Below are 21,968 nucleotides of genomic sequence, written 5' to 3'. Positions count from 1 at the left end.
GTAGGAGAAAATCATGGCCGCTTTGGACCAGACCCAAGTCAAGGAAGGCGTTGACCAGGAAACCGTGGATGCGGTGAACGAAGTCAGCACTTATAAATATGGCTGGGCAACAGAGATCGAGATGGAATATGCCCCCAAAGGGCTGACCACTGATATCGTTCGCCTGATCTCGGAAAAGAACGAAGAGCCAGAGTGGATGCTCAACTGGCGGCTGGAGGCCTATGATCGCTGGCTGCAGAAGGAAGAGCCAACCTGGGCGATGGTGGACTACCCGGAAATCGATTTCCAGGACCAGTATTATTACGCCCGTCCGAAATCGATGGAAGTGAAGCCAAAATCCCTGGATGAGGTCGACCCCAAGCTGCTGGAAACCTACAAGAAGCTTGGCATCCCTTTGAAAGAACAGATGATTCTTGCTGGTGTCGAGGGGGCTGAAGATGCCCCCGCCGAAGGCCGTAAGGTTGCGGTGGACGCGGTGTTTGATTCCGTTTCCGTCGGCACCACCTTCCAGGCTGAGCTGAAGAAAGCTGGCGTGATTTTCTGCTCGATCTCCGAAGCAATCAAAGAACACCCCGAACTGGTGAAAAAATACCTCGGCACCGTGGTTCCTGTCTCGGATAACTTCTATGCGACGTTGAATTCGGCCGTGTTCTCGGATGGCTCCTTTGTCTACATCCCGCCGGGCGTGCGCTGCCCGATGGAGCTGAGCACCTATTTCCGTATCAACGCGGAAAACACCGGCCAGTTCGAACGCACCCTGATCATCGCTGACAAGGGGTCGTATGTCAGCTACCTGGAAGGCTGTACCGCCCCGGCCCGTGACATCGCCCAGCTGCACGCCGCTGTGGTTGAAATCATCGTCGAGGAAGACGCCGAGGTGAAGTATTCCACCGTGCAGAACTGGTATCCCGGTGATGAAAACGGCAAGGGCGGTATCTATAACTTTGTCACCAAACGCGCCGACTGCCGCGGTGATCGCGCCAAGGTCATGTGGACCCAGGTTGAAACCGGCTCTGCCGTGACCTGGAAATACCCCTCCTGCATCCTGCGCGGCAATGAAAGCCAGGGCGAATTCTACTCGATCGCCATCGCCAACAACATGCAGCAGGCCGATACCGGCACCAAGATGGTGCATCTGGGCAAGAACACCAAGTCGCGCATCGTGTCCAAGGGTATCTCTGCCGGCAAGGCGCAGAACACCTATCGCGGGCTGGTGTCAATGCACCCCAAGGCCAAGAACTCGCGCAACTACACCCAGTGCGACAGCTTGTTGATCGGCGACAAATGCGGTGCACACACGGTGCCCTATATCGAGGTGAAGAATAACTCATCTCGGGTAGAGCATGAGGCGACAACCTCCAAGGTGGACGATGACCAGCTGTTCTACTGCCGTCAGCGTGGCATGGACGAGGAAGAAGCGGTGGCCCTGGTGGTCAATGGTTTCTGCAAGGATGTGCTACAGGCCCTGCCGATGGAATTCGCCATGGAAGCCCAGCAACTGGTCGCCATCTCGCTGGAAGGGTCTGTCGGGTAATGGCAGGCCCCTGGGCATCACCGCAAGGAGGCAGAAACATGATCGTGACAACCACACCGTCCGTCGAAGGCTATCAGATCGCCGACTACAAGGGTATCGTCGTGGGCGAGGCCATCATGGGCGCCAATGTGGTGCGCGATTTCTTTGCATCGGTCACCGATATCGTCGGTGGGCGCTCTGGCGCCTATGAAAGCAAACTGCAGGACGCGCGCGAGACCGCGCTGGCAGAGCTGGAAGAGCGCGCCCGTGAAAAGGGTGCCAATGCGGTGGTGGGTGTTGATCTCGATTACGAGGTCATCGCAGATTCCATGTTGATGGTTTCGGCCAGTGGCACTGCAGTGGTGATCGGCTGAAGATGGCGCTTGCGGCATCCCATAACGCGGCCCTTGGGCTGTTCTGGTGGAAGGCGGTGCCAAACTTTGGCGACGCGCTTTCTGCCAGCGTGGTGGCGCATTTGTGCGGCCGTGATGTGGTGCATGCAGGTCCAGGCAAGGCAGATCTTTATGCCATTGGGTCAATCCTGCAGATCGCCAGGCGCAAGTTTTCCGAACTCGATCCTGATCGGCAAAAGCCCTGGATCTGGGGCAGTGGCCTGTTGCACGCGGTGTCATCGTTGGATTTTTTATCCAACGTAAACATTGCCTTGCTGCGCGGTCCTATAACGGCGGCCTTACTGGGGATCAAAACCGACCGCTTTGGCGATCCCGGTCTTTTGGTGGGCGATGTTTACCCCGCCTCCCCCAGCAGAACCCATGCCTTTGGCCTGGTGCCGCATCACAGCCAGATGGAGGAAGCACAGCGCCTGGCCCAGGTCACGGGCAGCGATGACATGGTGCTGATTGATCCGCGCCAGGATGCACAGAGCGTCTGTCGCCAGATCAGCGCCTGTGGTCATGTCTACGCCGCTTCGCTGCATGGGCTGATCACGGCGGATGCCTACGGCGTGCCCTCGACCTGGGTGTCACCCGGCGATCAGGGGCACCTGAAATACTATGACTACGCCGCCTCTATCGGGCGGGTGCTGATTTCCCCGCTGTCCTGGGACCAGATCCCGGATCATGCGCGGGCAACCCAACAACCGGCAGATCTGTCCTACGCTGCGGGCATCCGTCGCGCCCAGGCGGATCTGCGCCACAGTTTTCCTGCGTGCTTGCACGCACCACAACACATTGGCAGTGCCTGAACCGGTGCGGCCCCAAGAAAAGAGACGAGGAAAAAATGCTCGAAATCAAAAACCTGCACGTCAAACTTGAAGATGAGGACAAGCAGATCCTGAAAGGTCTGGACCTGACTGTTGAGGCAGGCAAGGTGCATGCGATCATGGGGCCCAATGGCTCTGGTAAGTCGACGCTGTCTTATGTGCTGTCGGGCCGCGATGGCTATGAGGTCACCGAGGGTAGCGCCACCCTGGCGGGCCAGGATCTGCTGGAACTGGAACCCGAAGAGCGCGCGGCGCTTGGGGTGTTTCTGGCCTTCCAATACCCGGTTGAAATTCCCGGTGTCGGCAACATGACCTTCCTGCGCACTGCAGTGAATGCACAGCGCAAAGCGCGTGGTGAAGAAGAGCTCTCGGCGGCAGAGTTCCTGAAAACCATCCGCGCCAAAGCCAAGGATCTGAAGATTGATGCTGATATGCTCAAGCGTCCGGTCAATGTTGGCTTCTCTGGCGGTGAGAAAAAGCGCAACGAAATCCTGCAGATGGCCATGCTGGAACCCAAGATGTGCATCCTGGATGAAACCGATTCCGGCCTGGATGTGGACGCAATGAAACTGGTGGCCGAGGGGGTGAACGCCCTGCGCGACGAGGGCCGTGGTTTCCTGGTTATCACCCACTATCAGCGCCTGCTGGATCATATCAAACCCGATGTCGTACACATTCTTGCCGACGGTAAAATCGTGAAAACCGGTGGCCCCGAGCTGGCGCTGGAAGTCGAAAACAACGGCTACACCGATATCCTGGCGGAGGTGTCCTGAAATGGGTCTTGCTGATGTGAAACAAGGTGCCACCGAGGCACGGCTGGCCGCGCTGCGCCTGCCCGCAGGCGGCTGCCTGGCGGCGGCCCGTCAGGCGGCCCTGGCGCGGGTGCAAACCCTCGGGCTGCCGGGACGACGGGATGAATACTGGAAATTCACCCGCCCCGACACGCTGACGGAAACTGACGTAACCAAGGCCTCTGTCTTTGTCTCGGACGAGGCGCCAATGTTTGATGATTTCGATCGCTTGAAGATCGTTTTTGTCGACGGCGTCTATGATGCAGATGCTTCTGATGATCTGAGCCTGGAAGGCGTTACCATTGATCGGATCGCTGATGTCTGCGGCCAGGACATCCACTGGGCCAAGGATCTTTATGGCGTATTGGAAGCCCGTGGCCAGGCCCCCGTGGCACGGCCTCTGGCTGCGCTGAATACGGCCTTTGCGGCGGATGGCATTGCCATTCACGTGACCGGCACCCCAAGCAAGCCGATCAATCTGGTTTACCTGCATTCGGATGAGATGTCCGATGCCATGGTGCACCATCTGGTCCGGGTCGAGGCGGGCGCCGAGGCAACCCTGCTGGAAAACGGCCCAGGCGCATCGCGCTTTAACAGCTGCCTGGAGATCGACATTGCCGACACCGGCAAGTTGCATCTGGTGCGAGCGCAGGGGCGTGACCATGAACGCCGCGCTGCAAACCATATGTTTGCGCGTCTGGGCAAGGAATCCGTGTTCAAGAGCTTCACCCTCACCGTAAATGGCGTGCTGACCCGCAATGAATCGGTGATTGAGCTGCTGGGTGATGATGCCATCGCCCATATTGCTGGCGCCTGCGTCGGGGATGGCGATTTCCACCACGATGACACCGTGTTCATCACCCATGATGCCGTCAACTGCGAGAGCCGCCAGGTTTTCAAAAAGGTGCTGCGCAACGGGGCAACCGGGGTGTTCCAGGGAAAAATCCTGGTCAAGGAGGGCGCACAAAAGACCGATGGCTACCAGATCAGCCAGTCGCTCTTGCTGGATGGGGACAGCCAGTTCCTTGCCAAGCCAGAGCTGGAAATCTACGCCGATGACGTGATTTGTTCACATGGTTCCACCACTGGGGCAATCGACGAAGAGGCACTGTTCTACCTGCGCTCGCGCGGGATTCCGACAGCCGATGCCACCGATCTTTTGACCCTGGCCTTTCTGGCCGAGGCAGTTGGCGAAGTCGAAGACACGGATATCGCCGCTGACATTGTTGCCCGGCTCGAAGGCTGGCTGTCGCGGCGTCGCTGAATGGCCGTTACCGGAGATATCCTGGCGACCTATCGGGGGCCGCGTCGCGTTTTTGCGCGGCTCCTGGCTATGGGCCCGCGTGAGGACCGTATGCTGGCGTTTTTGATGGCGGGCTGTGCGCTGATGTTTATCGGGCGTATGCCCGGCCTTGCGCGCGAGGCACATCTAACCGGGCAGGAACAGACAATGTTGCTGTCAAACGCATTGTTTGGCATCATTTTTGTGGCTCCTCTGGCGCTCTATACACTGGCGCTGATCCTGCACTGGATCGCTCGTATTCTGCGCGGTGAGGGCGAGAGCCATGCCGCGCGTCTGGCCCTGTTCTGGAGCTTCCTTGCCACCAGCCCGCTGATGCTGCTGAATGGTCTGGTGGCTGGTATGATCGGGCCGGGGGTAGAGCTGAACCTGATTGGCGGGCTGTGGTTTTCGGCCTTCCTGTGGTTTGTGATCTCGGGAATGTATCAGGGCTATTGGGTGCGTCCAGAGGTGCAGGCATGAGGTTTGTCTGGTCTTTCTTGGTGCTGACCCTGCGGGCGCCCGGGACGGCGGCGCGCAGCATTTTGTTGCGGCAATGGCCGGATGAGGCGATCTGGACCGGGCTCTTCCTTGCCATCACCCTCAATGCGCTGTTCTTTGGCGTGCTGGCGATGCTTTTACCCGCCTCGGCAGAGCTGGCCGGGGTGCAAATGGTGCCGGGTATTTCCGGGCTGTCGCTGTTCACGGCGGCGCTGCGCAGTCTTGGTTTTGCCGCGCTTGTCACCTTTGGCGGTAGGATGATCGGCGGAAGTGGGCGTTTCATGCCGATCCTGGCGCTCTTGGTCTGGTATCAACTGGTGCAGCTGGTGGTACTGGGGCTGGCCCTGCTGGTGCTGCAACTGTCGCCGATGCTGGGTATGGTTGCCGTTCTGGTGGTTGGCATTGCGATGTTTTTTGTGCTGTTGAACTTTGTCAATGAAGCGCATGGGTTTGCCTCTCTTTGGCATGCTTTTGCCGTGATATTGATGGCGACGATCCTGCTGTTCTTTGCCATGATCTTTCTTGCCGGGCTGCTGGGCCCTGCCATTCTGGGGTTGCCCGAAAATGTATGATGTAGAAAAAATCCGCAGCGACTTTCCGATCCTGTCCCGGCAGGTGAACGGTAAACCGCTGACCTATCTGGATAACGGTGCTTCGGCGCAAAAACCGCAGGTGGTGATTGACGCAATCAATCAGGCGTATTCACATGAATATTCAAATGTTCACAGGGGGTTACACTACCTTTCCAATCTGGCTACCGAAAAATACGAAGGGGTGCGCGGTCGGATTGCCACCTTTCTGAATGCAGCCAGTGAAGACAGTATTGTCCTGAACTCGGGCACCACTGAGGGCATCAATATGGTGGCCTATGGCTGGGCGATGCCCCGGCTGCAGCCGGGCGACGAAATCCTGCTGTCAGTGATGGAGCATCACGCCAATATCGTGCCCTGGCATTTCCTGCGTGAACGTCAGGGGGTGGTGCTGAAATGGGTCGATACCGCGCCAGATGGCAGCCTGGATCCACAGGTGGTGATTGATGCGATCACCCCAAAGACCAAGCTGATTGCAATTACCCAATGTTCGAACGTGCTAGGCACGGTTGTTGATGTGAAATCCATCACATCTGCCGCCCATGATAAGGGCGTCCCCGTCTTGGTGGATGGATCACAAAGCGCGGTGCATATGCCGGTGGATGTGCAGGATCTTGGTTGCGATTTCTTTGCGATCACCGGGCATAAACTTTATGGTCCGTCCGGGTCGGGCGCCATCTATGTGCATCCGGATCGGATGGCGGAAATGCGCCCCTTCATGGGCGGCGGCGATATGATCCGCGAGGTGTCCAAGAACCAAGTGATCTATAACGATCCACCGATGATGTTCGAAGCCGGCACCCCCGGCATTGTGCAGACCATCGGGTTGGGCGTTGCGCTGGACTATATGATGGATCTGGGGATGGAAAACATTGCCGCCCATGAAGCTGCACTGCGTGACTATGCCATGGCCCGGCTGACCGGGTTGAACTGGCTGAACGTGCAGGGGCAAGCCGCTGATAAGGCTGCCATCTTTAGCTTCACATTAGAGGGTGCTGCCCATGCGCATGATATTTCTACCATTCTGGACAAGAAGGGCGTCGCGGTGCGCGCCGGACATCACTGCGCCGGGCCGCTGATGGAACATCTTGGCCTATCGGCGACCTGCCGGGCCTCCTTCGGCCTATATAACACCAAGGCTGAGGTCGATACATTGATAGAAGCGCTGGAACTGGCACATGACCTGTTTGCCTGATACCCCCGCGCGGCTGCGCTTGCCGAGGAAAGACTAACAGATGCCCCACATCAGCCTTTGCATTCCGGCCTATGCCATGGGCGGAAAGGGCGCAGGGTTCCTGGCGCAAAGCTTTGATATTCTCACCACGCAGACCTTTGCTGATTTTGAGGTGGTGGTCTCGGATCAATCCGATGACGAAGCCGTGGCAGAGATCTGTGCTGGGTTCGCTGATCGGCTGTCCATTCGTCATATCTGGAACCGGGATGGCAAGCGGCAGGCCTCGGCCAATGTGAACAATGCCATGCGCCATGCCAGCGGTGAGATCGTTAAGATCCTGTTTCAGGATGACTATTTGAACGGTGTTGACGCAATGAAGACCGTCGCGCAATCCTTTGAAAAGGGGGCGAAATGGCAGCTTTGCGGATCAGGCGTCAGCCGTAACGGCGGGGCGGTCGAACGCCCGATGGTGCCGCGACTGACGCCGAAGCTGATGTTTGGCAAAAATACGGTTTCCAGCCCTTCGGTCCTGGCGATGCGGCGCGCGGATCTGGTCTATTTCGACGAAGAGCTGATCTGGCTGATGGATGTCGACCTGTATCAGCGGCTTTGGGATCAGCTGGGCGATCCGGTGATTTCACCAGACACATTGGTGGTGAACCGTGTACATGCCGGCCAGGTGAGCGCCAGCGTCTCGCCCGAATTGCGGCGGCATGAATTGCGCTATATGCGGGCCAAGCAGGCCGGGGGGCTGTCGTTTGCACAGTGGCTGGAATACTGGCGTCAGCTGTTGAAAGCGCGCTAGCCACCCGGCTGCTTACCTTAGCTTGGCAAATGGATCTTGAACCGGGCCCGGATCTCTTGATCCAGCTCTGCATCAAAGCAAGCGCTGGATCTCTCTGACAGGATCTGTTCTTTGCGCGCGGTTGCCTTCTGCAGTAGATCTGGCTTGCCGAGTTCCGCCCATTCCTTGGGAGAGGTGCGGTCGCCCAAGGCAGGGTAGACGAAATCGGCCTGCATGCGCCCCAGCGTCTGGCTGGTGCCCAGATAATGCCCCGGGCCATTCAGGCAGACCTCGGCCATCTGATCCAGGGCGAGTGTCTCGTCCGTGACCTCTATCCCGCGGACACAGCGTAGCGCCTGACCAATGAGATCGTCGCCCAAGATCAGGGATTCATGGCAAAAACCCAACAATGAGGCATGCATACCAGCGGCCTCATAGACCATGTTCAACCCAGATAGACCGGCCATCACATTGGAACACATCTGTTCCCATCCTGCCTGCATATCTGGTAGTTTTGAATCGGAAATTCCGGCTGCCGCGCCACCGGGAAGGCCATAAAATTTGTGCATCTGTGCACAGCCTGCGGTCAGCAAGGCCTGCTCGCCAGAGCCGCCGGTCATCGCCCCGCTGCGTAGATCCAGGCCAAAGGGCCAGGTGCCAAAGATGGCAGGCGCACCGGGTTTGACCGCGTTGACATAGACCAACCCCGCCAGGCATTCGGCCACCGCCTGAGTGATCGCGCCGGCAATCGTGGACGGTGCCGTCGCCCCCGCCATGCCTGCCGACAAGAGCAGCACCGGCATGCCATGCTTGATGCATTCCTCCATCACCTGACAGCTTTCGGTGGCAAATTTCATCGGCGGCACCACAAAGCAGTTGGAATTGGAAACAAAAGGCCGCGCGCGCCAGTTTTCTTCTCCGCCCGCAATCATATGCAACAGCTCTATCGCCGGGGCGACAAAGCCGGGCTCGCTGAAGGATGTGCCGATATGTTTGGTGGTGCCAGACGTGGTGGCATAGATCGAATTCAGGTCCATCTCAAGGTTGTCGGGGATATCGCGACAAACCATAGGGCGTTGCACAAAATGTATATTATCCAATACGTTGCAGATGCGAGAGGCATCATGCAGGTCCTGCACCGTGGACTCACGGTAGGTGCGGCCCGCAACATCCACCATATGCACTGCCGCCCCGGCAGTGCCATAGTGCACCCGATTGCCCGAAAGTTCGAGATCATGCTTGCCATCGCGGCTAAACAGAGTGAGCGACCGGTTGGCCACCGCCAGCATGTCTTCAACCAGTGCGCGGGGGAAACGGATCCTGCCATCTGCGCCCTGAATACAGCCCGCCTCTGTCAGGTATTTCACACCACTGGGCGGCGCATCGGCAAGGCCGATCTGTTCCAGCGCATCCAGGGCAGCGCGGTGGATGCGCTCCATACCCTCTGTGGTCAGGGGTTTTAGAACGCCGCCTTCCAGACCAGGCCAGATAGGGCGTAGATGGTCGGGCAGGGCATTGGCGCGGGCAGTACGACGGGCAGTGCGGCCACCACTTCGGGCGGCTTTAACGAAGGGGACGGCGCTGGAGTCGGCGGAATGGTCGATCATGGGGCGGATCCTTGCGGCAAAAACATATGCATAATTAGGGTAGTCTCGACTGCTCCACCCCGGGCCTACCGCGTGCGGCAAGGCCTCTGGCGGCCCCAATCGTGCGCCCCACCAGGCTAATTTGACTGCGTTCCGCTGACATCGCTGATCCTTTTTGACACCTCTTTAGCCTTGGTATTTTTGCCCGCTGATTCTAGCGCGTTTGCGACCCATGTGAAATTTTATGAAATATTTTCACCCATGATGGGGGCGGCACAGATCTTTGCAGCGCGCAGAGAGAATATATTTTTATGAATATTTTCCGTGGTCTTGCCTGTGCGTCCTCATGTCTAGTCCAGGCAGGTTTCGCGCGGATTACCTCGCAGAATTGAACCGCTCTTTAAGGAATTTCAGCCAAAATAGCCGGGTAGATAACGTCGCGTTTGAATGGCGCTGAAATAGGGCAAGAAATCATGCCAGCTGCTAAGAAGATCCAAAATGCCGTCACCCCCTGGCTATTGTTCGGTGCGATTGCGGCTCTGACCTATGCCTGCCCGCTGGCTGCGGCCGATTGGAGCCAGACCTCCTTTGTTTCCAATGCAGCAGCCGCGTCCGCGGACCCCTATGGCGCATTGCAGGATAGCGAGACGCGGCTGACATTCTCGACCGACCGGGATTATGGCGCCGTGGTGCTGGGCGGCACCTATCGGCGGGGCACCAGCGGTGCCTATCCCGGGCATTACCCCGGCCTGGCAACCCCATCGCAGAGCGACAGCATTCAGCTGCGCGCCGGATATGATTTTGGCGGCAGCCTGGGCTATGTGACCCTTGGCCATGAACAGACGCAGGGCCATGCGCAGGCCGAGACCGAAACCTTGGGGATCGGGGTGCGGGTGTCGCTGAACCGGGCGCTGCAATTGACCGGCGAGCTGTTGCATCACGGCGGCAGCAACACGGCGCAGAGCAGCAACCAGACCAGCCGCCAGGCCCCGACACGGATTGCTGTTGGCGCGGCCTTTCGGTTTTGAAACCTGTCGATTTGTAATCTCGCCAGCCGATATCAGCCTTGGCGGCGCGCGTCAGCCATGCTAAGCGCTTGACCATGAACCAGACCTGCACCCGCATTATTTGTTGCATTCCCTGCTGAAATCCTCAGCGGGCTGGTTTCTGTCGTTTTCTTCACCTTGACAAGTTGCTAAGCCCGCATTGCGTGCCTGCATATCCGCACCCGCCAAGGAGCTGTCATGACGACGATCAATCTGCACAACACCAAGACCCGCAAGAAATCGGAATTCACCCCGATTGATGACACCAATGTGCGCCTGTATCTCTGTGGTCCCACCGTCTACGACCGGGCACATCTGGGCAACGCCCGTCCGGTGGTGGTGTTTGATGTGCTCTACCGGCTGTTGCGCCAGGTCTACGGCGCGTCGCATGTGACCTATGTGCGCAATTTCACCGATGTGGATGACAAGATCAACGCCACCGCCCTAGCGCGACAACAGGCCGGCGCCGCAGGTAGCCTGGAAGATCTGGTGCAGCAACGCACCGAAGAAACCATCGGCTGGTATCTGGCTGATATGGGCAGTTTAGGCGCGTTAGAGCCTGATCACATGCCCCGCGCGACGCAGTTCATCCCGCAGATGATTGCCATGATCGAGGATCTGATAGCCAAGGGCCATGCCTATGCGGCCGACGGCCATGTGCTCTTTGCGGTAGACAGCTGGAAAGAGCACTATGGCGCACTGTCGGGCCGATCAGTTGATGACATGATCGCCGGCGCGCGGGTCGAAGTGGCGCCCTATAAGAAAAACCCGATGGATTTTGTCCTGTGGAAGCCCTCGACGGATGAGTTGCCCGGCTGGGACAGCCCCTGGGGACGCGGGCGGCCCGGCTGGCATATCGAATGCTCTGCCATGGCGCAGGATCTGCTGGGGCCAAGCTTTGATATTCACGGTGGCGGCAATGACCTGATGTTCCCGCACCATGAGAATGAAATCGCACAAAGCTGCTGCGCTAATGGCGATGACAGCTTTGCCCGCTATTGGCTGCATAACGAGATGTTGCAGGTCGAGGGCAAGAAGATGTCCAAATCGCTGGGCAATTTCTTTACCGTACGTGATCTGCTTGATCAGGGTATTCCGGGCGAAGTGATCCGCTTTGTGTTTTTGTCCACGCATTATCGCAAACCGATGGACTGGACAGAAAAAAAGGCAAAAGAGGCCGAGGCTACTCTGTCTGACTTTAAGTCACTGACGTTTGAGGCAAAATCAACTGTAGTTGACGACGAGGTGATCGCGGCAATTTCTGATGACCTAAATACATCTAAAGCGATAACGCGACTTCGTGAGCTTAAAAAGAGCGGAGATGCGGGGCGCCTGAAAGCATCGTTGGCGTTTCTGGGATTCGACCTTAACTCTATTGAGACTTGGTGGGGGATGCCAAAAGAAAATATGGCAATGTCGGGAGAGGAACTTGTTGGTCCAATTGTTTTATCGCGCCACGAAGCCAAACTGCGAAAAGACTGGGCCACTGCCGATCGGCTCCGGGATATGCTGGCAAATGCCGGGGTTATACTACACGACCGAAAGGACAAGCCTGCGTCCTGGGAACTTAGCCCCGATTTCGACCCCGCCAAACTGGAGGGGCTGTGATGCAAAAATCCCGGCTCTACCTTTACGACACCACCCTGCGGGATGGGCAGCAAACCCAGGGGGTGCAGTTCTCGACCGCAGAAAAGATGCAGATCACTCAGGCGCTTGATGACCTTGGGATTGATTACATCGAAGGCGGCTGGCCGGGGGCCAACCCCACCGACAGCGCCTTTTTTGATGCGGCCCCAAAAACCCGCGCCACCATGACGGCCTTTGGTATGACCAAACGGGCAGGGCGCTCGGCAGAAAATGACGACGTTCTGGCCGCAGTTATGAATGCCAACACCCCGGCTGTCTGTCTGGTGGGCAAGGCGCATGATTATCACGTGACGGCGGCGCTTGGCATTACCCTGGAGGAAAACCTTGAAAACATCCGGGCATCCGTTGCGCATATCACGGCGCAGGGCCGCGAAGCGCTGTATGATGCGGAACACTTCTTTGATGGGTACAAGGCGAACCCGGCCTATGCCCTGTCAGCCTGCCAAGCCGCGCTAGAGGCCGGGGCACGTTGGGTGGTGCTATGCGATACCAACGGTGGCGTAATGCCCAGCGAAGTGCACCGTATCGTCGCCGAGGTGATCGCCGCTGGCATTCCGGGGGATCGGCTGGGGATCCACACCCATAACGACACCGAAAATGCGGTGGCCTGTTCGCTGGCTGCGGTGGAAGCTGGTGCGCGGCAGGTGCAGGGTACTCTCAACGGGTTGGGAGAGCGCTGCGGCAATGCCAACCTGACCAGCTTGATCCCAACTCTGCTGTTGAAAGAGCCCTATGCCAGTCAGTTTGACATCGGGGTCAGCCGTGATGCGCTGGCAGGCCTGACAAAGCTGAGCCGGATGCTGGATGAGATCCTGAACCGGGTGCCGCAGAAACAGGCACCCTATGTCGGAGCCTCTGCCTTTGCGCATAAAGCCGGTCTGCATGCCAGTGCGATCCTGAAGGATCCAAGTACCTATGAACATGTTGAACCCGCGCTGGTCGGAAATGCCCGCATCATCCCGATGTCCAACCAGGCCGGCCAGTCAAACCTGCGCAAACGCCTGCAGGATGCCGGGCTGCAGGTTGAAAAGGGCGATCCGGCCCTGGCCCGCATTCTGGAACGGATCAAAGAGCGCGAGGCCGAGGGCTATTCTTATGATACGGCGCAGGCCTCTTTTGAAATGCTGGCACGGGCAGAACTTGGTCAAGCGCCAGAATTCTTTGAGGTAAAGCGCTACAAAGTCACGGTGGAGCGGCGCAAAAACAAGTATAACCGCATGATCAGCCTTTCCGAGGCGGTCGTGGTGATCAAGGTGGATGGCGAAAAGCGTCTTTCGGTCAGCGAATCCATGGATGAAACTGGCAATGATCGCGGCCCGGTGAACGCCTTGGCCAAGGCTCTGGCCAAGGACCTTGGGCGCTATTCCAGCATTATCAATGACATGCGGCTGGTGGATTTCAAAGTGCGCATCACCCAGGGCGGCACAGAGGCCGTTACCCGCGTTATCATCGACAGCGAAGATGGCAAAGGACGGCGCTGGTCCACTGTGGGCGTCAGCGCCAATATAATTGACGCCTCATTCGACGCGCTGCTCGATGCGATGCGCTGGAAACTGATCCGCGATACCGGCGATACTGCATAGGCCGACAGCTGGCCTGGGGCCCTTTTGGGCGTAGCGCCGGGCAGCATGGTCGCAATTGAAGGGTTTTCAGGTGAGCGATAAGGCAGCCTTTGATGATGATGTCACCCGGTGCGCCGAACTGGTGCAACAGGGAGATCCTGATCGCTTTCTGGCGACCATGGCGGCTCCGGTTGCGGCGCGGCCAGTGCTTTTTGCGCTCTACGCTTTCAATATAGAACTGGCACGTGCCCCCTGGGCCAGCCAGGAAAGCATGATTTCGGAAATGCGGGTGCAGTGGTGGCGCGATATTGGCAGCGAAATTGCCCAGGGCGGACCGGTGCGGCGGCATTTTGTTGCAACCCCGCTGGGGCGGCTGTTGCCACACCATCTTGCCGCGCATATCGAGGAAATGGCCGAGGCGCGCCGCTGGGATATCTACCGCGAACCCTTTGAGGATGAGGGTGAATTTGACCGATATATCGATGCAACCACGGGTGGCTTGATGTGGATGGCAGCGGCGTCGCTTGGCCCGGCGGATGAGGCAACGGTGCGCAGGTTTGCCTATGGTGTTGGGGTGTCCAACTGGTTGCTCGCCATCCCGGAACTGGTGCAGCACAAGCGCATTCCGCTGCTGGATGGCACCCCTGATGGGCTGCGCCGCCTGGCGCAAAAGGCCTTGGATCAGATTGAACAGGCGCAACTGGATCGCGACAAGATCTCTCGCGAGGCAGGCAGCGCGCTGTTGTCAGGTTGGCAGGCGCGGGGCCTTTTGCGCCAGGTTCTGAAGGCGCCGGAACGGGTGGCCGAGGGCAGCCTGGGGCAAAGCGAATTTCGTCGCCGCGCGGGCCTGATCTGGCGCAGCAGTCGGCAGCGCTGGTAGGTCAATATCCCCCGGTAGAGGTCTGATATAATTAAAAAAGGCGCCACTTTGGGCGCCTTTTTCTTTGGTCAGTACCATCCTCGCATTAGGCGGTTTTGGGACGCAGCGCCAACCAGAGCAAAGCGCCACCTGCCAGCACCAAGAAGGGCGCCATTGCCATATTGACGGCATTCCAGCCCTCAACCGGATTGCCGCCCGAGCAATTCATCAAGCCGCCCGAGGCCAGAGAAGCCATGGTGACACCACCAAAGACCAAAAGGTCATTCAACCCCTGCATGCGGCCGCGTTCTGATGCGTCATGGGCACCGGCCAACATGGTCGTGGCGCCGATAAAGCCAAAGTTCCACCCCAGCCCCAAAAGCACGAGCGCAACAAAGAAATTTTCCAATTCAACGCCTTGCAAGGCAACAACACCCGCTGCCGTTAGGGTCAGCAGACCTGCGGCAACGACCTTGTGCACACCAAATCGCGCAATCAGGTGGCCGGTGAAGAACGATGGTACATACATCGCCAAGACATGCGAGGTCACCACATCCGCTGCGGTGCTCTCGGTGAAGCCGCAGCCAACCACCGCCAGCGGTGTCGAGGTCATCACCAGGTTCATCAGCGCATAAGAAACCATGGCGCAGATTACAGCGACAGCAATGGTGGGGGTTTTCAACAGCTCCAGACGGCTGCGCCCTTTTGGCACATCGGCGCGTGGTGCAGGCGGTTTCGGAATGTCCAGGAACAAGAACAAGCCAGAGCCGATCACATTCACTGCAATCACCGCCATATAGGTGCCAAGGAATGGAATAACAAAGACCTGGCTGGTGGCTTTGACAATTTGCGGCCCAATAATCGCCGAGAGCAACCCGCCGGCCATGACATAGGAAATCGCCTTTGGGCGAAAGGATTCAGATGCGGTGTCGGCAGCGGCAAACCGGTAGAAGCCATGCGCGCTCATGTAGACGCCGGTCAGCAGGCTGCCCAGAAGGAACACCGGGAATGACCCCAGATAAAGCCCGTAGGCCCCGATCACGCCGCCCAAGGCGCCAAAGGCGGCCCCGGTGAAAAATCCGGCACGCCTCCCCCAGCGCTGCATAATGGCTGAAATCGGGGTTGCCGCCATCATCGACCCGGCCACAATAAGAGATATCGGCAGGGTGGCAAAACAGGGGTTCGAAGCCAGAGATTGCCCAGCCAGCCCGCCTATAATAAAGATCATCGGCATCTGAGAGCCGAGGATCGCCTGGGCCAGTACCAGGATGGCAACGTTTTTCTTGGCGACCTGGTCGCCTGTGGGGGTGGTGATGTTCATTGTCATGTGGGATGCGTAGCCTTCAAAATTGGGCGGAACAAGCGGCAAGCTGTGCATTGGTACAATGTCGTGGTTGTACCACCAGAGAGGGCTATTGACGTGACATCCATTGTTGTTGACTGCGCGCCCGCTGCGGGCCGGATCATTTGCAGTGATACCTGTGTGGCCGAGGGTGTCGCCTGGCTGGCCGATCAGGATCCGCGCTTTGCGCGGGCACTGGCCAGTTGCGGACCATTGCCGCTGCGGCGCAGGCCGGATGGCTTTGGCGAACTGCTCAGCGCCATTATCAGCCAACAGGTCAGCGTTGCCTCGGCAAATGCCATTTGGCAACGGCTTGTTGAGGCCCGGCTAACCACCGAGTCTGCAATCCGCTCGGCGCCGGAAGACGCCCTGCGCGGGGCGGGACTCAGCCGCCAAAAAATACGCTATGCCAAAGCTTTGGCCGAGGAAGCGATTGACTATCGCGCGCTGCGCGACCTGCCGACAGAACAGGTTGTCACCACCCTGACCCGCGTGACGGGCATTGGGGTCTGGACCGCCGAGATCTACGCCATGTTTTCCCTGGGGCGCGCGGATGTCTTTGCGCCGGGCGATCTGGCCCTGCAGGAATCTGCAAGGGTGCTGTTTGATCTGCCCGAACGCCCCAAAGAGCGGCAACTAAAACAGCTGGCCGAAGCCTGGTCTCCCTGGCGGTCGGTTGCGGCGCGCATCTTGTGGGCCTATTACCATGTGGCAAAGGACAGGGAAGGGATCCGATGACTCGTGTACTGAAAGCTGAGCGCAGAGAGCCGCTCTCCGGGGTGACCCGGTCGATCGTGGTGTTTTTGCACGGCTACGGCGCCAATGGTGCCGATCTGCTGGGGCTGGCAGATCCCTTGGGTGAACATCTGCCCGATACATTGTTTGTAGCACCGGATGCGCCGGAAAACTGCCCTGGCGCGCCCATGGGGTATCAGTGGTTTCCGATCCCCTGGATTGATGGCTCTTCCGAAGAGGAGGCCATGCGCGGCATGAATGCCTCTGTCGAGGATCTCAATGCTTTTCTGGACGCGCTGATGGTGGATGAAGACGTGCTGCCAGAGCAGGTGGTGCTGTTTGGTTTCTCGCAGGGTACGATGATGAGCCTGCATGTGGCCCCCCGCCGAGAAGACGCGGTCGCGGGCATCGTCGCCTTTTCGGGACGTCTGCTTCACCCAGAGACACTGAAGGATGAGGTCGTCAGCCGGATGCCTGTCATGCTGGTTCACGGGGATGCCGATGATGTGGTGCCGCCGCAATCGCTGCCAGAGGCGGCAGAAGCCCTGGATGAGGCGGGTTTCAAAGATGTCTTTGCCCATATCATGAAGGGCACGGCGCATGGCATCGCCCCCGACGGGTTGAGCGTCGCGCTCGCCTTTATGCGCGACAAGCTGGGGTTATAAAAACTGGTTGCAGGAGACAGGGTGCCGGGTGGCACCGCGTTTCCTGCAGCGTCTATCCCGTACCGCGCGCCGCCTGCTACCGTTTGCGTTTGTGCACAGGTCTGGCTGCTTTCTTCCGATGGGCTTTGTCGGGATGGCGTTGCGTACCTGGTGTTTTTCCGCTTTTTGCTGTGGTGTCTTTGGTCTGGCGCTTGGGCAGTTGCGAGGGCTTGGCACGTGGGGGGATCCTGGGAACTTCCAGATCTTGCCACTGCGCCTGCGCCAAACCATCCAGGCTCCAGGCACCGATACTATATCGGATGAGCCGCAGCGTGGGAAAGCCAACCGCTGCTGTCATCCGTCGCACCTGACGGTTTTTTCCCTCTTGCAGGGTCAACGACAGCCAACTTGTTGGGATGGATTTTCGCGCGCGGATCGGCGGCGTGCGGGCCCATAGCTGGGCAGGCTCTGCCATCTTCTGCGCCTTGGCCGGACGGGTCACGCCATCTTTCAGCGCCACCCCCTGTGCCAGTGCGGCAAGCGCCGTATCGTCTATCTCACCTTCGACCTGCACCCAATAGGTTTTGGGCATCTTGTGTTGTGGATCGCTGATCCAGGCCTGCAGCGGGCCGCTATCGGTCAGCAACATCAAGCCTTCGCTATCGCGATCCAACCGCCCCGCGGCATAGACACCGGGGCAATCGATAAAGGCGCTCAGGGTAGTGCGTGGGCTGTCTGTGCTGCCGGCATCGGTGAACTGCGGCAAGACATCAAAGGGTTTATTGAAGCGAATAAGGCGGGTCATGGCGCTGCAATAGGCAGTGGCGGCGGCGCTGGCAAGCCCGTACCCCGACGCTTGCCCCTGCATGTGCCGTTAGGTTGTGTCATGGTTCCGTTACGCGGCGCAGGTAGACGTCAGGGCACCGACGGGCGAAATCTTGTGGTCAGCCAGGGCTTGTCAGATGCAGACCACGATATATAGTTATAGATATGCCGGGGCGGGTTCCCCGCTCTGGTGCCAGAATGGCAGACAGGGCGAGGAAGACGTAGCATCATGGATGGCGATTTCAGAACTGATTTTGTAAGGAACCCTAGCGCCTTACGCCAGCATCCGGCCTTGGTGTTGAATGCTGATTACCGGCCATTGTCCTATTATCCGCTCTCACTCTGGAGCTGGCAGGATGCGGTCAAGGCTGCCTGGCTGGACCGGGTGGATATTTTAGCCGAATATAACGAGGTTGTGCACAGTCCCAGTACGGTGATCAGAATTCCCTCTGTTGTGGTGCTGAAAGACTATGTCAAACCTCAAAAGCGCGTGGCCTTCACGCGCTTTAATTTATTCTTGCGGGATGAATTTTGCTGCCAATACTGCGGCGCACGCGGGGATCTGACCTTTGACCACGTGGTGCCACGGGCCGCAGGTGGGATCACCAGCTGGGAAAATGTTGTGGCGGCCTGTTCGCCCTGCAATCTCAAGAAGGGCTCCAAATCGCTGCATCATCTGGGCATGTCCCTGCGCAAACCACCCAGACGGCCCGGTGCGGAAGAACTGCGCAACACCGGCCGGAAATTCCCACCCAACCATCTGCACGACAGTTGGATGGATTTTCTCTATTGGGATACCGAGCTTGACGCCTGAAGGTGCTGTTTCATAGCAATTTTCCCAGTTGCAGGCCTGCCCGAGACGGCGCAGGCCTGCCAAGCCGCGTTACCCTTTTGAGCGTTGCAACATGCCAAACAGGTCGCGTGGGTCATCCGGGTCGGCCAACATGTCCAGATCAAGGAAGAAATCGGTTCCCTTGATATGGTCGCGGATATAGCGCAGGGCGCTGAAATCCTCGATGGCAAAGCCAACACTGTCAAACAGGGTGATCTGCTTGTTATCCCGGCGGCCCTGTTTCTGGCCGGTGATGACCTGCCACAGCTCTGTGACGGGAAAATCCTCGGGCATCTGCTGGATTTCACCTTCGACGCGGGTCTGGGGGGGGAATTCAACAAAAACATCTGATCGGTTCAGGATCCCGGCGGCCAGTTCGGTCTTGCCGGGGCAATCGCCGCCGATCGCATTGATGTGCACCCCGGCGCCAACCATGTTGTCGGTCAGGATGGTGGCGTTCTGTTTGTCGGCGGTGCAGGTGGTCAGAATCTGCGCCCCCTCGATGGCCTCTTCTGGCGTGGCGCATTGCACCACCTCAAGACCTGTCGCGGCAAGATTGCGGGCACATTTTGCGGTTGCCGCTGGATCCTTGTCAAACAGTCGTACTGATTTCAGCCCGCAGATTGCCTTCATCGCCAGGGTCTGGAATTCGGACTGGGCACCATTGCCGATCATAGCCATGGTATCTGCACCCTTTGGTGCCAGATACTTAGCCACCATAGCTGATGTTGCAGCCGTGCGGAGTGCGGTCAGCATGGTCATCTCGGTCAGCAGCACGGGATAGCCGGTGTAGACATCCGCCAGCAAACCAAAGGCGGTAACCGTTTGCAGGCCTTCGCTGGTGTTTTTGGGGTGGCCGTTGACGTATTTGAAGCCATAGGCTTCGCCATCGGAGGTCGGCATCAGCTCGATCACGCCCACATCGGAATGGCTGGCCACGCGAGGCGTTTTGTCAAACAGCTCCCAGCGTTTGAAATCGGCTTCGACATAGTCTGCCAGGTCTTTCAGCATGGTTTCGACGCCGATGCTGTGCACCAGGCGCATCATGTTGTCGACGCTGACAAAGGGAACAAGTGCTTTATCCGAAGGTGTAGTCATGATGTGGTCCTTTCACGGGGGCTGAGGTGGACGCCGGCCAACATGCAGCGGACCGATCCCCCGGCGGTTTCAAGAGTGGGAATGGAAAGCGGTAGCAGCTGGGCTGACCGCTCTATGATGTTGATCTGCTCAGGGCGCAGCGCCTCCACGGCGCGGCTGGACAAGGCAAGAATTCTGTTTTTTCCTGTAAGTTCAAAGGCATTGCCCGCAAAGTTTGCGATCTGATCCGCAGTTAGGTCAATGACCTCACGACCGGTTTCTGCCAGGCGATTGGCGATTTCGTCGCGGCGCGGCCTATCAGAAATCATTGAAAGGCAGATCAACGCAAATTCGGTACCAAGCCCCATCAACACATTGCTGTGGTAGACATCACGCCCCTGGGCATCACGTGCCTCAAAGGCCATGGGCTCATAGTTGAAATGGGTGCAGAACCGTTCCAGCAACACGGGATCGGCGCGGTTGGATTTTACCGTATAAGCAATGCGGCCAATGTGATCCAGAACCATGGCGCCGGTGCCCTCAAGGGCCAGATCATCTTGCTCAAGGCCAGAATAGTCGATCACATCCTGCACCCGGTAGTGGCGCTTCAGCTCTTCAATCACGTCCCAGCGGCGCTCTAGCCGACGATTGGCGGCATACATCGGGTAGACCGCGATATGCCCGCCGGCATGGGTTGAAAACCAGTTGTTGGGAAAGACACTATCTGGGGTCTTGGTGCTGGTATCGTCAAAAACATGCACCCGCACCCCGGCATCGCGGAGGCTTTCCACTGCGCGGTCAAACTCTTGCAGGGCTTGACGCTTGATGGTTTCCGGCTCCCCCAGAGAGGTCTGAAACGCATTGTCGCCCTTGGTTTCCGGGTTGGAGCAAAAATGATGCGGGCGGATCATCACCACCGCGCCGGGGGCTTGCAGGCTATTCAATTGAAGCTCCGGGTTGGGCGGTCAAACACACGGCGACCAAGGGCAGAGGCGCAGAGATCTACCATCAGATGCGCCGTGCGGCCCCGTTCATCCAGAAAGGGGTTCAACTCCACCAGATCCAACGAGGTCATCAACCCGGAATCATGCAGCATTTCGCAGACCAGATGGCCTTCGCGGACCGTTGCGCCACCTGGCACCGTGGTGCCAACCGCAGGCGCGACGGCCGGGTCCAGGAAATCCACATCCAAAGAGACATGCAGCAAGCCATTTGCCGCTGCAACCTTGGCAAGAAACTGCGCCAGCGGTCCGGCAATACCGTTTTCATCGATGTCACGCATGTCATGGCGGTGGATCGCGCTGGCCTCCAGTGCCAGTCGTTCCGGCGTATCAACCGACCGTAGCCCGATCATGCAGACATTTTCTTCTGGCACCGGGTTCGCCACGGCAGGAAAGCCGTCAAATCCATCGCGGCCAGTGAAATAGCCAACCGGGGTGCCGTGCAGATTGCCGCTGTCGGTGCTTTGGGGCGTGTGAAAATCCGTATGCGCATCCAGCCAAAGCACAAAGAGCGGGCGATTGACCGAGGCGGCATAATCCGCAACCCCGACAACAGATCCCAGGGACAAGGAATGATCGCCCCCCAGAAACACTGGCAGCCCCTGCGACATGGTTTCCTGCGCGATCAAGGCCAGCGACTGGGTCCAGCCGATCGTTTCGTTGCGGGCAAAGATGCCGCTCTCGTCTGTCTCGGGCGGGTAGGGCGCAGGCGCGAGGTTGCCCAGGTCCTTGACTTGATGGCCCAGCCCCGAGAGCGCCTCTGCCAGGCCGGCGGTGCGATAGGCATCTGGTCCCATCAGGCAACCGGGTCTGCGTTTGCCGCTGTCCACAGGGGCACCAATCAAGATACAGGTCTTTTGGCTCATGGCTGATCTCTCCTCTAGAGTGCTTGCCTTGTTAAAGCCTCCGAAATGGGGTGGTTGAAACTGTTCATTTTGACCTTTATGAAAGGGTAACT

General features: G+C 58.4%; 22 protein-coding genes. 16 read left to right on the top strand and 6 right to left on the bottom strand.

Annotated features, from left to right (window positions below; all coding sequences use genetic code 11):
* Positions 1–13 precede the first annotated feature (13 nt).
* From sufB to P2081_RS04485, 9 genes are read left to right on the top strand one after another with little or no spacing between them, the layout of a single operon-like run.
* Positions 14–1,534 carry a Fe-S cluster assembly protein SufB gene (gene sufB, locus P2081_RS04525; RefSeq protein WP_278921691.1) on the top strand — a complete coding sequence of 507 codons (1,521 nt, stop codon included), beginning with the start codon at positions 14–16 and terminating at the stop codon, positions 1,532–1,534.
* Positions 1,535–1,572: 38 nt separating this feature from the next.
* Positions 1,573–1,887 (top strand): YbjQ family protein, encoded by a 315-nt coding sequence (locus P2081_RS04520; protein WP_278921690.1) that lies wholly within the window; start codon positions 1,573–1,575, stop codon positions 1,885–1,887.
* 2 nt (positions 1,888–1,889) lie between these two features.
* Positions 1,890–2,717, top strand: a complete 828-nt coding sequence (locus tag P2081_RS04515; protein WP_278921689.1) for a polysaccharide pyruvyl transferase family protein — start codon at positions 1,890–1,892, stop codon at positions 2,715–2,717.
* A 35-nt stretch (positions 2,718–2,752) separates the two neighbouring features.
* Positions 2,753–3,508: a Fe-S cluster assembly ATPase SufC gene (sufC, locus tag P2081_RS04510; protein WP_278921688.1), complete on the top strand. Its 756-nt coding sequence runs from the start codon at positions 2,753–2,755 to the stop codon at positions 3,506–3,508.
* A gap of 1 nt (position 3,509) precedes the next feature.
* On the top strand, positions 3,510–4,790 hold the full coding sequence (locus tag P2081_RS04505; RefSeq protein ID WP_278921687.1) for a SufB/SufD family protein: 1,281 nt from the start codon (positions 3,510–3,512) through the stop codon (positions 4,788–4,790).
* Positions 4,791–5,288: a Yip1 family protein gene (locus P2081_RS04500; RefSeq protein WP_278921686.1), complete on the top strand. Its 498-nt coding sequence runs from the start codon at positions 4,791–4,793 to the stop codon at positions 5,286–5,288.
* Complete coding sequence (locus P2081_RS04495; protein ID WP_278921685.1) at positions 5,285–5,878, top strand: YIP1 family protein; 594 nt, start codon at positions 5,285–5,287, stop codon at positions 5,876–5,878. The genes P2081_RS04500 and P2081_RS04495 overlap by 4 nt, the downstream gene beginning before the upstream one ends.
* Positions 5,871–7,091: a cysteine desulfurase gene (locus P2081_RS04490; RefSeq protein ID WP_278921684.1), complete on the top strand. Its 1,221-nt coding sequence runs from the start codon at positions 5,871–5,873 to the stop codon at positions 7,089–7,091. Before P2081_RS04495 ends, P2081_RS04490 begins: the two co-directional genes overlap by 8 nt.
* A 40-nt stretch (positions 7,092–7,131) precedes the next feature.
* Positions 7,132–7,875, top strand: a complete 744-nt coding sequence (locus P2081_RS04485; protein WP_278921683.1) for a glycosyltransferase family 2 protein — start codon at positions 7,132–7,134, stop codon at positions 7,873–7,875.
* Between the two features lie 17 nt (positions 7,876–7,892).
* Here P2081_RS04485 and P2081_RS04480 read toward each other — a convergent pair whose 3' ends face one another.
* Positions 7,893–9,461, bottom strand: a complete 1,569-nt coding sequence (locus P2081_RS04480) for a trimethylamine methyltransferase family protein (RefSeq protein ID WP_278921682.1) — start codon at positions 9,459–9,461, stop codon at positions 7,893–7,895.
* 452 nt (positions 9,462–9,913) lie between these two features.
* On the opposite strand from P2081_RS04480, the gene P2081_RS04475 reads away from it, so the two are divergent.
* From P2081_RS04475 to P2081_RS04460, 4 genes are all read left to right on the top strand, one after another.
* On the top strand, positions 9,914–10,468 hold the full coding sequence (locus P2081_RS04475) for a hypothetical protein (RefSeq protein WP_278921681.1): 555 nt from the start codon (positions 9,914–9,916) through the stop codon (positions 10,466–10,468).
* A gap of 216 nt (positions 10,469–10,684) precedes the next feature.
* Positions 10,685–12,094, top strand: a complete 1,410-nt coding sequence (cysS, locus tag P2081_RS04470; protein WP_278921680.1) for a cysteine--tRNA ligase — start codon at positions 10,685–10,687, stop codon at positions 12,092–12,094.
* Complete coding sequence (gene cimA / locus P2081_RS04465) at positions 12,094–13,716, top strand: citramalate synthase (RefSeq protein WP_278921679.1); 1,623 nt, start codon at positions 12,094–12,096, stop codon at positions 13,714–13,716. The genes cysS and cimA overlap by 1 nt, the downstream gene beginning before the upstream one ends.
* A gap of 70 nt (positions 13,717–13,786) precedes the next feature.
* The gene (locus P2081_RS04460) at positions 13,787–14,575 is read left to right on the top strand and encodes a squalene/phytoene synthase family protein (RefSeq protein WP_278921678.1); all 789 of its coding nucleotides are present in this window, start codon (positions 13,787–13,789) and stop codon (positions 14,573–14,575) included.
* Positions 14,576–14,660: 85 nt separating this feature from the next.
* On the opposite strand, the gene P2081_RS04455 is transcribed toward P2081_RS04460, so the two are convergent.
* Positions 14,661–15,881, bottom strand: a complete 1,221-nt coding sequence (locus P2081_RS04455; protein WP_278921677.1) for an MFS transporter — start codon at positions 15,879–15,881, stop codon at positions 14,661–14,663.
* Positions 15,882–15,974: 93 nt separating this feature from the next.
* Between P2081_RS04455 and P2081_RS04450 the strand changes: the two genes are divergently transcribed.
* Complete coding sequence (locus P2081_RS04450) at positions 15,975–16,634, top strand: DNA-3-methyladenine glycosylase family protein (protein ID WP_278921676.1); 660 nt, start codon at positions 15,975–15,977, stop codon at positions 16,632–16,634.
* Positions 16,631–17,296, top strand: a complete 666-nt coding sequence (locus P2081_RS04445) for an alpha/beta hydrolase (protein ID WP_278921675.1) — start codon at positions 16,631–16,633, stop codon at positions 17,294–17,296. The genes P2081_RS04450 and P2081_RS04445 overlap by 4 nt, the downstream gene beginning before the upstream one ends.
* 76 nt (positions 17,297–17,372) lie before the next feature.
* On the opposite strand, the gene P2081_RS04440 is transcribed toward P2081_RS04445, so the two are convergent.
* Positions 17,373–18,080 (bottom strand): pseudouridine synthase, encoded by a 708-nt coding sequence (locus P2081_RS04440; RefSeq protein WP_278921950.1) that lies wholly within the window; start codon positions 18,078–18,080, stop codon positions 17,373–17,375.
* Positions 18,081–18,329: 249 nt separating this feature from the next.
* Between P2081_RS04440 and P2081_RS04435 the strand changes: the two genes are divergently transcribed.
* Positions 18,330–18,914, top strand: coding sequence for an HNH endonuclease (locus P2081_RS04435; protein ID WP_278921674.1), 585 nt, complete (start codon positions 18,330–18,332; stop codon positions 18,912–18,914).
* A 69-nt stretch (positions 18,915–18,983) separates the two neighbouring features.
* Here the strand turns inward: P2081_RS04435 and ocd are convergent, their stop codons facing one another.
* The 3 genes from ocd to rocF are packed head-to-tail and all read right to left on the bottom strand — an operon-like array spanning position 18,984 to position 21,876.
* Entirely contained in the window at positions 18,984–20,030 is a 1,047-nt protein-coding gene (ocd, locus tag P2081_RS04430) for an ornithine cyclodeaminase (RefSeq protein WP_278921673.1), read from the bottom strand.
* Positions 20,027–20,953: a citrulline utilization hydrolase CtlX gene (gene ctlX / locus P2081_RS04425; RefSeq protein ID WP_278921672.1), complete on the bottom strand. Its 927-nt coding sequence runs from the start codon at positions 20,951–20,953 to the stop codon at positions 20,027–20,029. Before ctlX ends, ocd begins: the two co-directional genes overlap by 4 nt.
* Positions 20,950–21,876, bottom strand: a complete 927-nt coding sequence (gene rocF / locus P2081_RS04420; protein ID WP_278921671.1) for an arginase — start codon at positions 21,874–21,876, stop codon at positions 20,950–20,952. The genes ctlX and rocF overlap by 4 nt, the downstream gene beginning before the upstream one ends.
* Positions 21,877–21,968 lie beyond the last annotated feature (92 nt).

Source organism: Pseudophaeobacter profundi, from assembly GCF_029697505.1.
Classification (GTDB): Bacteria; Pseudomonadota; Alphaproteobacteria; order Rhodobacterales; family Rhodobacteraceae; genus Pseudophaeobacter; species Pseudophaeobacter profundi.
This window is presented reverse-complemented; position numbering and strand designations above follow the sequence as displayed.